Below are 13,626 nucleotides of genomic sequence, written 5' to 3'. Positions count from 1 at the left end.
GTCAGGGTCGCGGTGGTGTTATCGACCGAATCGTTGATCGTGGTCTGAGCCGGGGTCGGATTCGGGGTCAACTGCTCGAAGTTGCCGCCAGTGGCGCCTTCAATGGTCACGCTGACGGTCGAGCCGTTGTTGTAAACGTCGTTCGCCGGGGTCTGGAAATCAACGCTGCCCTGGGTCTTGCCGGCCTCAACGGTAATGGTCTGGCCGTTGGACAGAGTCACGGTTACCGGGGTCTGAGCCGGGTTGCTCAGGGTCACGGTGTAGGTGATCACGCCGCCTTCAGTAACGCTTGGCGAAGCCGTCAGTGTCGCAGTGGTCGTATCGATGGTATCGGTCACTTGGGTAACCGCGGGCGTTTGCGGCAATGTCACCGTCAAACCGCCGCCACCGGTGGCACCGGTGACAGTCGCCGAGATCTGCCCGCCGTCGATATACGGTGTATCGTTCGCCGGGACAACGACATTGACACTACCGCTGGTCTGCCCGGCCGGAATGACGATCACGGCGCCATTGGACAGGGTAATGACCAGGTTGGTAGTCGGTGCCTGTCCAACCGTGGCGGTATAAACAATTACGCCACCCGCTTCGCTGATGGAGGGAGTGGCGCCAAGGAGCAGGTCGGTTGCAACGTTGGTGTCCGTCGTCGGCGTGGTCACCAGGTTGTTGTTGGTGTCACCCAGCAGGCCGACTTCTTCACTGTCCAGCGTGGCTGCAAAGCCCAGCCCTTCAGTGGGGAATCCAACGGTGGGGTCAACCCGGCCCGCCGTTTCTTCGAGCATCACGAAGCTGTGACCACCACCCAGCGCGCCACCACCGCCTGCGGTCGATGGACCGGCTGCGGTAGCTTCAAGCTCGGTAGTCGGGTCGACACCCGCAGCGATCGCCTGCTGCAGCTCTTCCACCGACGGCGCGGCCTGTGCGGTCGCCTGGCTCAGGTCGGCGCTGCTGTCAGGCGTATCGGCGCTCCACTGGCTGTCACGGCCCAGGTCAAGCAGACGGCCATCGGCCAGTTCCAGAGTCACTGCACCGCCCGGACCAGTGAGCACTTCCTCACCTGCCAACAGGCGGTCCCCCTCGATGAGCACACGACGAATGCCCTCTGGGGATACCGCAATAACCTGGCCGACAATGCTTTTGACGATGGCTACAACGCTGCTCATTGGACTCTCCGTGTGACCCGATGGGTACTTCCCTGCCAGAGCGGCACTGCAAGCCACTTCAGGCGGAACTTATGTCGATGTTCTCTTGACGCTTTATTGCGTCAATATTCCGTCTATAACTTTTTGAAACCGCAGTACTGCCAAAGTATTGACCTTATACAGGCCATCCTAAACAATCGGCAATGTAATGTCACATTGATATTTGTACCTTAGCCAACCGTTTGCCGAGGACAAATGTCGTACATCATCGAAAATGCGCTGGCTGTTAAGTTCAGCAGCCTTTTCCACATACGGGCAGTTGTCATTACCCACTTTAGAAGCACCGCCCATCGGCTACCGTCAAGGTCGTTGGCGTCAACATTCTGGTCACTCCCGTTGCCACAGGCCCGTGCGCGTTTACAAGCACAAACCTTGCCTGAAGGCGGCCGGAAAAGGGGTTGAAACCCAGGTAGAATCAGGGCTGCACTCATGCCCTCTCCAACCAAAGCCTGCTACCGACCGAGGCCACCAACAACGCTTTACCGCAGATCAAACAGATAGCGAACCCGCACGCGAATACTGGCATGGGAATGATGGCAAACCATCGGTGATTACAGAACCACGGTTCAGCGTGCAAACGCACTTCGTGCGATGAATTTTAATGATCTGCCCACTTTAAAACGTCAACAAATCAGCGCCTGTTTACTGACAAGCCCGCGAGCCGATCATTCACCCACACAGCGTTGTATTGATGGCAGGCTATGCTGCACATGAACCGGATCCCGAACAGGATCAGAAATGAAACAGTCACCGCATGGCAGCGTCTGTGCAGTAGCAATAACGACGTAGAATTGTTTACTCAGTATCGATTCAAGGCGACCATTGGCCAGCTGCCTCGCAGCACCATTGAACGTCAGGGTGAGCCGACAGACCTGAACGGCGGCACACCCACCCCACCCACCACAAGGATGAAGAGAGCGCCGCGTGGAATCTGAAGTCAGTCGAGTCCAACTCAGCCACGATCCACGCAGTCAGCATGACGATCCCTTGCTGGATAGTCTGCTGAGCCTGTGTGTCCTGCACCAGAAACCCGCCAGCCGGGTCATGCTGACCACGGGCCTGCCGCTGCCCGCCCAGCGCCTGAGCCCCGAGCTGCTGCCCCGCGCGGCCGCCCGGGCGGGCCTGCAAGGGCGCCTGCTGCAACGCAAGCTGGAGCAGATCCCGAGCATCGCCATGCCGGCCATGTTGCTGCTCAAGGAAGGCCGCAGCGCCGTCCTGCTGGGCTGGGAAAATGAAGATACCGCACGCCTGCTGCTCAGCGAGAGCGACGGTGGTGAGGTGCATGTCAGCCGCGAAGCCCTGCACAGCGACTACAGCGGTCGGGTGTTCTTTGCCCAGCCGCAACACAAGTTCGACGTCAACCACGGCAACCTGATCCCACGGGCTAAGTCGTGGTTCCGCGACACGCTGCTGCGCAGCAAGTGGCTATATATCGATGCCATCGCCGCCAGCCTGGTGATCAACCTGATTGCCCTGGCCGCGCCGTTGTTCGTGATGAACGTGTATGACCGCGTGGTACCTAACCAGGCTACGTCGACACTTTGGGTGCTGGCCGTCGGCATCGCCGGTGCCTACATCTTCGACCTGATCCTCAAAGGCCTGCGCGGCCTGTGCCTGGACCTTGCCGGCAAGAAGACCGACCTGATCATTTCGGCGACGCTGTTCGAACGCATCGTCGGCATGTCGATGAAGTACCGGCCGGCACGGGTGGGTAGCTTTGCCCAGAACATTCACGAATTCCAGGGGCTGCGCGACTTCCTCGCCTCGCTGACGCTTACCAGCCTGATCGACCTGCCTTTCACCATCCTGATCCTGATCGTCATCGCCATCATTGGCGGGCATCTTGTGTGGATCCCGATCATCGCCTTCCCGCTGGCCCTGGGCATCGGCTATGCCCTGCAACGGCCGCTGATGGCGACCATGGAGCGGACGATGGCCCTGGCCTCGGAGCGCCAGTCCAGCCTGATCGAGACCCTGGCCGGCCTGGACGCGGTGAAGGTCAACAACGCCGAAAGCGAACGCCAGTACATGTGGGAGCAGACCCTCGGTACACTCAGCCGCCTGGAGCTGAGGGTGAAGGTGCTGTCTAGCCTGGCGATGAACATCACCCTGCTGATCCAGCAACTGGCGGGCGTGGCGATGATCTGCGTCGGCGTGTACCTGATCATCGATGGCAACCTGAGCATGGGTGGCCTGGTGGCCTGCTACATGCTCAGCGGCCGCGCGCTCGGCCCACTGGGCCAGCTGAACGGCCTGCTCGCCCGCTACCAGCAGGCCAAGGTGACCATGGTTTCCACCGACCACATGATGGATCTGCCGCAAGAGCGCAACTTCGAAGAGCGCCCACTGAGCCGCAAGGTGCTGCAGGGTAGCGTCGAGTTCCGCGGGGTCGATTTCACCTACCCCAACCAGCAGAACCTGGCCCTGAAGAACATCAACCTGACCATCCGCCCCGGCGAGAAGGTCGGCATCATTGGCCGCAGCGGCTCGGGCAAGAGCTCGCTGGCCAAGCTCATCGTTGGCCTGTACGAGGCTAATGGCGGCTCGCTGCTGGTCGATGGTGTGGACATTCGCCAGATCGACGTCAGCGAACTGCGCCACAACATCGGCTATGTACCGCAGGACATTCAGCTGCTGGCTGGCACACTGCGCGACAACCTGGTCAGCGGTGCCCGCTACATCGAGGACGAACTGATCCTGCAAGCTGCCGAGCTGGCAGGCGTGCATGAATTCGCCCGCCTGCACCCGGACGGCTACGAGCTGCAAGTGGGGGAGCGTGGGCAGAACCTGTCCGGCGGCCAGCGGCAGAACGTTGCCCTGGGGCGTGCGCTGCTGCTCAACCCGCAGCTGCTGCTGCTGGACGAGCCGACCAGCGCCATGGACAACACGGGCGAAGAACGCCTCAAACAGCGCCTGCAAGCCGTGGTGGAGGGCAAGACGGTGCTGTTGGTCACGCACCGTGCCTCGCTGCTGTCGCTGGTAGACCGACTGATCGTGATCGATCGCGGACAGATAGTCGCCGACGGCCCGAAAGCCGCGGTCATGGATGCGCTGAAGAAGGGGCAGATCAGTGTTGCATAAGCTGGATATGGGGCAATTCAAGGATGGCCTGCGGCGCTATTTCAAGGGCTCCGACTCACTGGGCGGCCAGCCGCTGCCAGAGGTGAACAAAGCCCTGATCGAGGATGCGCCAAGGGTGGTACGGCTGACCATCTGGGGGGTGATCCTGTTCTTCGTGTTCATGATCGTATGGGCCAGCGTTGCGCCCATCGATGAGGTCACGCGGGGCGAAGGCAAGGCTATCCCGTCTTCCAAGGTGCAGAAGATCCAGAACCTGGAAGGCGGCATCGTCGCCGAGATTTTCGCCAAGGAAGGGCAGATCGTAGAAGTGGGCCAGCCGCTGCTGCGCCTGGACGAAACCCGTTTCGCCTCCAACGTCGGTGAAACCGAGGCAGATCGACTGGCCATGGCCCTGCGGGTCGAACGGCTGAGTGCGGAAGTTCAGGACAGCCCGCTCAAGATCGACGAAGCACTGCGCAAAGCCGCACCCAGCCAGGCAGCCAGTGAAGAGTCGCTGTACCAGAGCCGGCGCCAGCAACTGCAGGACGAAATTGGCGGCCTGCAGCAGCAGCTGGTCCAGCGCCAGCAGGAACTGCGTGAATACAGCTCCAAGCGCGCCCAGTACGCCAACAGCCTTGAGCTGCTGCGCAAGGAAATCGGCATGTCCGAACCGCTGGTGGCCACCGGTGCGATTTCCCAGGTAGAAGTGCTGCGCCTACGCCGTGCCGAAGTTGAAAACCGCGGCCAGCTTGACTCCACCGCACTGGCCATCCCGCGTGCCGAGGCCGCCATCCGCGAGGTGCAGAGCAAGATCGAAGAGACCCGTGGCAAGTTCCGCAGCGAAGCATTGACCCAGCTGAACGAGGCACGCACCGAGCTGAACAAGGCGACCGCCACCAGTAAGGCACTGGACGACCGGGTACACCGCACCATGGTTACTTCACCGGTGCGCGGTATCGTCAAGCAGCTGCTGGTGAACACCATTGGCGGGGTCATCCAGCCAGGCAGCGATATCATCGAGATCGTGCCACTGGACGACACGCTGGTCATCGAAGCGAAAATCCTGCCCAAGGACATCGCCTTCCTGCACCCAGGCCAGGAAGCGACGGTGAAGTTCACCGCCTATGACTACACCATCTACGGTGGGCTCAAGGCCAAGCTGGAACAGATCGGTGCGGACACCATCACCGATGAAGACAAGAAGACCACGTATTACCTGATCAAGCTGCGTACCGATCGCAGCCACCTGGGGACTGACGAGAAACCACTGCTGATCATTCCGGGGATGGTGGCCACGGTGGATATCATGACCGGCAAGAAAACCATCATGAGCTACCTGCTCAAGCCGATCATGAAGGCGCGTTCGGAAGCGCTGCGCGAGCGGTGATGATCCTGGCCACTGCTTGATAGTGGCCCTTCTAGCCGTATCGCCGGCAAGCCAGCTCCCACAGGTCCTGCACTCGCCTTGAGGTCGCCGCAGTACTTGTGGGAGCTGGCTTGCCGGCGATGAGGCCAGGACAGCCAACACACAATAATTCAGCGCCAGGGCGCAGGTTCGCCAACCAGCTGCCCCTGAATCCCGCCTACCCCCATCTCCTTCAACACCAGCCGCTCCCCTTCCGTCTCGACCCGCTCGGCAATCAACGGCAGATCGATGCTATGTGCCGCGCGCTGGATCGCTTCGATGAACAGGCGTTTGTGCTGCTCTTGGTCGATGTTGCGGATATAGCTGCCATCAATTTTCAGATACGCCAGGCCCAGGTGCGCCAGGTTGCCGATCATGCTGAAGCGGCCGCCGAAACGCTGCAGCGCCAGACCAAAGCCAAGCGCGTGCAGGCGCCGGGTCAGGTGCTCCAGAGCCGCCTGCTCAGGCAACTGCTCCTCACCAATTTCAAACACCAGCCGAGGCCCCATGGCCGTGTTCTGGCCCAGCAGCTCGAAGACGCGCTGCAGGGCCGTGGGGTCGGCCAGCGTGGCGGCCGACAGGTTCAGCGCCAGCACCTGGTCATGCCCACGCAAGTGCGCCAGTACTTTCTCCAGCACCAGCACATCCAGCCGTGGCATCCAGCCAAAGCGTTCCAGCCAGGGCAGGAAGCGGCCCGCGGGCAACGCCTCGCCCTGGCCATCCTTCAAGCGCGAAATCACTTTGTGGTGCAGAACCCGTTGTGCCGTGCCGGCGTCCACCACGGGCTGGAAAAACAGTTCGAAATGCCCATTGATAAAGGCTTGGTCAAGCCGCTCATGCCAGTCGTGCTGGCTGTCCGCCGCAACGGCAGCCACGCCTTGTTCAAGGCACACCCAGCCTGGCGTCGGCTGGTTTTCGGCACGGGCCAGGGCTTCGTCGGCAAGCTTGAGCAACGCCTGTGGTGCATCACCGGGGCTGAAAGGCGCAAGGCCGATGCAGGCAACCGGGTCGATATCACTGGCGCCGGTCTCGTGCAGGCTCTGCAGCGTCGCTTCCAGCGCCTGGGCAAGGTGTACCGCTTCCTCATGCACCATGCCCGGCGCCAGCACAGCAAACTCGCCGCCACGGCTGCGGGAAATCAGGTCGTTGGTTTCCGGGAAACTGGCACAGGTACGGCGCAACTGCTCACCCACAGCTTGCAGCAACTGGTCGGTGCGCTGGCCACCCAGTCGGGCGTTCAAACCCGCCAGGCCTTGAACGCGCAGCAACAGCAGGTAACCCGCGCGCGCTTCTTCCAGGTTGCTCACCCGGGTGTTCAGTTGCATCTCGAAATAGCGGCGGTTGGACAAGCCGGTCAAACTGTCCTGGTACGACTCGGCACGCAGCCGCTCGCTGCGCTCGGCCTGCTCGGTGAACAAGGCCTTGAGCTTCTCGACCATCTGGTTCATTGCCTGCACCACGCGACGCAACTCCGGCGTACGCGGCAACTCGGGCAGGCTTAGGAATTCGCGACGGGCAATGGCGTGGGATTGCTCGACCATGTAGTCCAGCGGCCGCAACTGGCGGCGCAGCAGCAAGGCGCCGAGCACGGCACTGGCGGCACCGCACAGCAGCAACCAGCCCAGGCTGCCCAGGGCGCTTTGCCAGAGCTTGGCAATGGCGAACATCGGGTGGCTGATCACTTCAACGCGCGCGGCCTGCTGCCAGCCACGGCTGACGATGGCGTCCCCGCCGGCAGCCTCCAGGCCGATCAGGTGCACGAACCAGCGCGGTACACCGCCAGGGTCCGGCTCGGCGTGGCGCTCCACCAGCACGGCATTGGAACCCAGGTCGACGACCTTGATGCTGGAGTAGTAACCACTGTCGAAGATCGAACTGACCATCAGCTCGACCATCGCCGGGTCGTCGATATTAGGCGTCAGTGACAGCGCCAGTGCGGTCGCAGCATCCTGGGCATGCGAGCGCAGCTGGTTGACGTACTGGCTGCGCGAGCTTTCCAGGCTGACCATGAAACTGCCACTGAAGGCGACCACCAGGAACAGGCAAATGGCCAACAGCAATTGTTTGAACAGTGACATCTGTGCTCCTTCAGTAAACAGGCTCGGCCGGGAACCCTTCGGCCTGCATTTTTTTCAGCAAATCCTGCCAGCGTGACAGCCGCTTGGTATCGCCGACCTTCTTGTTGCCCGCAGCCCCCGTCAGCCACAAGCCCTCGCCATTGAACGCGTATACCGGCAACAGGTCGGTACGCTGGCTGGCCGGCTTGATGGCGTCCATCAGGCTATCGAGCACCAAAGGCTGGGCCTGTGGGCTTGAATAATAGGTCAGCACCATATGTGCCCGGTTCTGCCGCAACGCCTTTACGTAGGTGATGCGCAGTTTTTCGCTGGGGATGCCCATGCGCCGCAGGCTGAAATATTTGGCGATGGCGTAGTCTTCGCAGTCCCCGGCGCCCTTGATCAAGGCCTGCACCGGTGTGGCCCAGTAATCGACCTCATGCCAGAGGTCGATGTCTTCGACATAGCGCAATTGCTGGTTGAAGAAGCGGTTGACCACTTGCAACCGCTCAAGCTCGCTACCCTGCTTCTGGGTAGCCATCAGGTTCTGCCAGGCATCGATGCGCCCCTTCCCGGCCCCCAAGGGGCCATACAGGGCCTGCGACTTGCGGCTGATCTGGGAAAAATCCCAATCCGCGTGCAAGCCGCCCAGCAGCAGACTGCCCAGCAGCGCGGCAAAGCCGACACATCGCACAACGGTTTTGAGCACCCAGGATATCGCCACTGCGAAGCCCTGTTCAGACCAGTCGAAAGCAGCGATGGTGGGCCCTGCCACAACAAAAGACAATGGCACGCTGCAATCATGCACCCGCTTGTCAGCCCGCCTACACTTTCTGTTTATAACCTTCTATAGGTCGCTTCCTTTGGCAGGCGACTTCATCCACCATAGCCGCGCTTTTGGGGCGCCCGTTCCATTACAGGTGCAGGTTTGACAATTCCCATGGGCTGTAACTAGTGTCATTGGATCCAACTTTAGTCATCGTTGAGGCAGACGTCGCGTGGCCGAGAAAATCAAATTGAGCAATGTGCTGGCCAGCGAGCAGCTGTTGCCGCACCAGGCCCGTGGCGTGATCGAAGAACGCCTGCGTAGCGCCATTCTCGATGGGCGCTTGCCGCCAGGTACTGCCGTGCGCCAGCAAGAACTCGCCACCTTGTTCGGCGTCAGCCGCATGCCCGTGCGCGAGGCCCTGCGCCAGCTGGAAGCACAATCGCTGCTGAAAGTGGAAATGCACAAAGGTGCAGTGGTTGCGCCGTTGATCGGCGAAGATGCGGTGGACACCTATGCCCTTCGTGTACTGCTTGAGAGCGAGGCACTGCGCCAGTCCATCCCGCTGCTGGATGCCAGCGACATCGCCAGCGCCCGTGGGTATATCCAACTGCTGGAAAACGAAACCCGCCATGCCGAAATCGGCCGCCTGAACCGCCTGTTCCACATGTCGCTGTACAACAAGGCGCCAAATAAAAAACTGCTGCGCCTGATCGAGAACGAACTGAACGAAGAGGAACGCTTCCTGCGTTTTCATCTTTCGTCCATGGGCTTGGGCAAGCTCACCCAGGATGATCACAACGCACTGGTGGATGCGGCCAGTGACAAGCTGGTGGATGAGGCGGTAACAGTGCTGGAACAGCACCTCAATAATGGCGCGCGGGTAATCCGTAATTACCTGGATACGCAGTTGGGGCGCTAATCCGTCGCCGGCTTCAGGGGCGACGCGAGCTGATGGGTTGCAAATTGATCCTGCCCCGCCAACAATGAGACTAATTATCATTCATGTCCATTGATGCCGGCGCCCTCCTCCATGCCCAGCAACGACTGCGTGCAAACGCTCTATAGTGACCACCATGGCTGGTTGCACACCTGGTTGCGCGGCAAGCTCGGCAACGCCGCCGATGCCGCAGACCTGGCCCAGGACACCTTCGTACGCCTGCTGCAGCGCCGTGAGCAGTTGCAGCTGAATGCTCCCAGGGCCTTCTTGCGCACAGTAGCGCGCGGGCTGGTAATCGATCACTGGCGCCGCGAGGAGCTGCACAGGGCCTACCTGGAGGCGCTGGCCCATGTACCGGAAGCGCAGGCCCCCTCTGCAGAAACCCGCGAGCTGCTGCTGGAGTTGCTTGAGCGCATTGCACGCATGCTCGACGGCCTCAAACCCAAGGTACGACGCGCCTTCCTGCTGGCCCAATGCGAGGGGCTGAAGCACCAGGCCATCGCCGAACAGATGGGAATCTCCGTCCGCACGGTAGAACGCTACATAGCCGACGCGCTCTACCACTGCTACGTGCTGCGCTACGAAGCCGAGTGCTGAAGCGATGGCCGCCGCACGCCCTGATGCAAAAGTGGTCAAGCAGGCCATCCAGTGGATGCTACGGCTTCGTGAAAGCGGGCATGACCCGGCTCTACAATCAGAATTCGCACAATGGCGCAATGCTCGGCTCGAACACGAGCAAGCCTGGCAACGGCTTGCACACCTGTATCAAGACCTCGACTTGCGTGCCATACCCGGTGCCGGGCTGGCGTTGCAAACCCTGGAAACCAGCCAGCAACGCCTGCACAGGCGGCAGGCGCTGAAGCTGCTTGGCGGCGTTGTTATGGCGGGGTCGGCAACATGGCTGGCCAAAGACATCGATGCCGTCAGTGCATGGGCCTCGGACTATGCCACCGGCACGGGCGAGCGACGCGCTTTCACGCTGCCCGATGGCTCACTGATGCAACTCAATACCCACAGTGCAGTGGACCTGGCCCTCAGTGACCAACAGCGTCTGGTCTACCTGAAGCACGGGGAGCTGATGATCACCTGCGGCTCTCGGCATTCCTTGCGGGTACAAACACGTGACGCGCTGCTAGAAGGCTTCGAAGGGCGCTTTGTGGCCTACCAGGACAGCGACTGTACGCGCGTCAGCGTCAGCCACGGCAAAGTCGCGATTCATCGACCTGGCAATGGCCAGCTGCTGTGGATCGAAAGCGGCCAGAACTGGCGCCTGGATGCTCAAGGCGCGCACCGGCTCGCACACATGGACATGGATGCGATGGCATGGGCCGAAGGGCTGATCGTGACCCAGGACATGCGCTTGGCCGACTTCCTCGCGCAGGTCAGCCGTTATCGTCATGGTTATCTGGGCTGCAGCGAGGAGGTTGCTGATCTACGCCTGTCGGGGGTGTTCCGTCTCGAAGACCCGGAGCAACTGCTGCAGTTGCTGCCGCAGACGCTGCCCGTAAAGCTTCGTCAACGTACACGCTGGTGGGTACGTGTAGAGCGCCTGGCCTGATAAGGCCTTATCGATTTCTGGCGGGTTTTGAATCCCGGTCCGGCTAGGACAGTAAGCGACCCCTTCTGTCCTCAACCCTTCAACGGACCCTTCATGTCTATCAACCCGGTGTTAATGCACACGTTCCAACCAAATGATCTTCGACCTGCCCTGCAATCTGTACGCTTACGCCAATCCATCCGGGCTGCCCTGTTTGGGACCGCCTTGGGCCTGGCAACCGCTTCGCAGCTTTCCGTAGCAGCTGAAACGGCCCAGGTGAGTCATCACTACGCAATCCCGGCCGGCCAGCTTGCTGAGGTACTCAATCAGTTCGCTCGCCAGGCCGGCATTACCCTGTCGGGTACGCCTGAGCTTACCGATGGCCTGCAGTCCAACGGCCTACAGGGGCAATACGCTAACGATCAGGCGCTGCGCCAACTGCTCAATGGCAGCGGCCTGGAGGCCGTCAGCCAGGACGGACGTAGCTATGTGCTGCAGGCACAGCGCCAGGACGCCGCACTGTCATTGCCCGACACTGATATCCGTAGTTTCACCCTTGGCAATGCACTGGGCAGCATGGAGGGCTACAACGCCACCCACAGCCAGGTGGCGACCAAGACCAGCATGCCGTTGGTCGAGACCTCCCAATCGGTGTCGGTGGTTACCCGCCAACAGATGGATGATCAAGGCTCGCAGACCGTTGCCCAGGCCATGCGTTACACGCCAGGGGTACTGACTAACCCTTACGGTGCGACCCACCGTTACGACTACGTGGCCATGCGCGGCTTCAACGACGGCTCTGTGGATAACATCTATGTCGATGGGCTCAAGTCCATGGGCGACAACGGCACCTACAGCACCATGCAGGTGGACCCGTACTTCCTTGAGCGCATCGACATTCTCAAGGGGCCATCTTCGGTACTGTACGGGCGAAGCTCACCGGGTGGCCTGGTAGCCCTGACCACCAAGAAGCCACTGTTTACTCCCTACCATCAGGTTCAGGCCACGGTTGGTACCCAGGGCCAGCGGGGGACGGGTTTTGATTTCAGCGGCCCTGTGGACGATGACAAGCGTATCGCTTATCGACTGACAGGCCTGGCGGATGCTTCCGACACACAGTTCGACCACAGCAAGGAAGAACGCTACGCCATTGCACCGGCGATCAGCATCGACTTCACCGAAGACATGTCGCTCACGCTGCAAGCGTATCTGCAGCACGACCCTAACGGTGGTTACCACGGCGGCAACCCTGCAGACGGCATGCTGCACAAGCGCAACGGCTTGCGCCTGTCAGACCACTTCTTCGAGGGTGAGCCGGGCATCGACAACTACGAGCGCACACAGCAGTCCTTCAGCTACCAGTTCGAGCACCGTTTCAACGATGTGTTCACCGCACGGCAGAACTTCCGCTACCAGGATTCCGACGTATCCATGGACCAGGTGTATTCGGCCGGTTGGGCGGACGCCGACAGCAACATTCTCAACCGTGCCTACACCGGCGGCGACGAGCGCCTGCATTCGTACATCATCGACAACATGCTGCAGGCGGAATTCTTCACGGGTGCTGCCAAACACACCCTGCTACTGGGCACCGACTACCAGCGGCGCAAGGCTGACGTCACTTGGCGTTATGGCACCGTCGACCCGTTGGATGCCGGGAACCCGCAGTATGGCGATGGCAACCTTCAGGTACTGGGTGAGAACCGCTACCTGCGGCGTTTGCAGCAAACTGGCGTGTACCTGCAGGACTTGGTAGAGCTGGACCAGTGGCGCTTTTCTTTAGGGCTGCGCCAGGACTGGGTGAAGGTGTCTGAAGAGAATCGCGACAGCGATACCAAGGTCAGCGATCAGCGCTCCAAAATGACTACCCGGGCCGGGGTGCTCTACCTGTTCGAGAACGGCATTGCACCCTATGTCAGCTACTCGGAGTCGTTCAACCCCAACACCGTGTCCGACCAGGAAGGCCGTCCGCTGGCACCGACGGAGGGCACGCAATGGGAGGCTGGCATCAAGTACCAGCCACCAGGCAGCGACAACTTGTTTACCGCATCGGTATTCCGTATCGAGCAAGAGAACCTGGCGTCCAAGCAGCCTGACGAAGACTTCTATCGCCCTGTAGGTAAAGTACGTTCCCAGGGGCTGGAGCTGGAGGCGCATGTGCAACTGACCGACAGCTTGAAGCTGTTGAGTGGCTATACCTATACCGACATCGAGTACGCCAAGGCGATGCCGAGCCTGGTGTCGGGCAACCTGGACAACAAAGGCAATTCGCCAACCCAGGCGCCGAAGCAGATGTTCTCGCTGTGGGCCGACTACAACATCCACCAGGGGGCCCTGGATGGCCTGCGGTTAGGCGGTGGCGTGCGGTATGTGGGGTACAGCTGGGTGGATGCGGAAAACAGCATGAAGGTGCCTTCCTACACCTTGTTCGACGCCTCGATCGGCTACGACTTGGGCAAGGTGGGGCTCAAGGGCGTGGATGTGCGCCTTAACGCCAACAACCTTACCAACGAAAGCTACATCACTTCCTGTGCCAGCCTGAACTACTGCTACATGGGTGAAGAGCGCAACGTCAGCGCCACGGTCAGCTATCAGTTCTAACGGTTATTGGTACCCGGAAAAGACAAAGCCCCTGTCTGCAGCGCAGACAGGGGCTTTGGGT

Annotated in this window: 9 protein-coding genes; 6 read left to right on the top strand and 3 right to left on the bottom strand. The window is 60.8% G+C overall.

Annotated elements, in window-relative coordinates; genetic code table 11:
* The coding region (locus tag ACF8R4_RS00795; protein ID WP_392491480.1) for a retention module-containing protein at window positions 1-1,160 on the bottom strand (1,160 nt) is incomplete at its 3' end.
* 963 nt (window positions 1,161-2,123) lie between these two features.
* On the opposite strand from ACF8R4_RS00795, the gene ACF8R4_RS00790 reads away from it, so the two are divergent.
* Window positions 2,124-4,280, top strand: coding sequence for a type I secretion system permease/ATPase (locus ACF8R4_RS00790; RefSeq protein ID WP_104833642.1), 2,157 nt, complete (start codon window positions 2,124-2,126; stop codon window positions 4,278-4,280).
* 7 nt (window positions 4,281-4,287) lie between these two features.
* The gene (locus tag ACF8R4_RS00785; protein WP_156868235.1) at window positions 4,288-5,646 is read left to right on the top strand and encodes an HlyD family type I secretion periplasmic adaptor subunit; all 1,359 of its coding nucleotides are present in this window, start codon (window positions 4,288-4,290) and stop codon (window positions 5,644-5,646) included.
* A 149-nt stretch (window positions 5,647-5,795) separates the two neighbouring features.
* Here the strand turns inward: ACF8R4_RS00785 and lapD are convergent, their stop codons facing one another.
* A complete protein-coding gene (gene lapD, locus ACF8R4_RS00780; RefSeq protein WP_060501556.1) occupies window positions 5,796-7,742 on the bottom strand; it encodes a cyclic di-GMP receptor LapD in 1,947 nt (648 codons plus the stop codon).
* 10 nt (window positions 7,743-7,752) lie between these two features.
* Window positions 7,753-8,514 carry a cysteine protease LapG gene (lapG, locus tag ACF8R4_RS00775; protein ID WP_177337141.1) on the bottom strand — a complete coding sequence of 254 codons (762 nt, stop codon included), beginning with the start codon at window positions 8,512-8,514 and terminating at the stop codon, window positions 7,753-7,755.
* Between the two features lie 205 nt (window positions 8,515-8,719).
* On the opposite strand from lapG, the gene ACF8R4_RS00770 reads away from it, so the two are divergent.
* The 4 genes from ACF8R4_RS00770 (at window position 8,720) to ACF8R4_RS00755 (ending at window position 13,565) form a co-directional block, all read left to right on the top strand.
* Window positions 8,720-9,409: a GntR family transcriptional regulator gene (locus ACF8R4_RS00770; RefSeq protein WP_060501554.1), complete on the top strand. Its 690-nt coding sequence runs from the start codon at window positions 8,720-8,722 to the stop codon at window positions 9,407-9,409.
* A 111-nt stretch (window positions 9,410-9,520) separates the two neighbouring features.
* Entirely contained in the window at window positions 9,521-10,024 is a 504-nt protein-coding gene (locus ACF8R4_RS00765) for a sigma-70 family RNA polymerase sigma factor (RefSeq protein ID WP_060501552.1), read from the top strand.
* Window positions 10,025-10,028: 4 nt separating this feature from the next.
* Window positions 10,029-10,985, top strand: coding sequence for a FecR domain-containing protein (locus tag ACF8R4_RS00760; protein ID WP_104833643.1), 957 nt, complete (start codon window positions 10,029-10,031; stop codon window positions 10,983-10,985).
* A gap of 114 nt (window positions 10,986-11,099) precedes the next feature.
* Window positions 11,100-13,565, top strand: a complete 2,466-nt coding sequence (locus ACF8R4_RS00755) for a TonB-dependent siderophore receptor (RefSeq protein WP_104835400.1) — start codon at window positions 11,100-11,102, stop codon at window positions 13,563-13,565.
* Window positions 13,566-13,626 lie beyond the last annotated feature (61 nt).

This window comes from Pseudomonas sp. FYR_2, assembly GCF_043106425.1.
GTDB lineage: Bacteria > Pseudomonadota > Gammaproteobacteria > Pseudomonadales > Pseudomonadaceae > Aquipseudomonas > Aquipseudomonas monteilii.
Note: the sequence above shows the minus strand (reverse complement) of the source record. Positions and strands in the feature narration are given on the sequence as shown.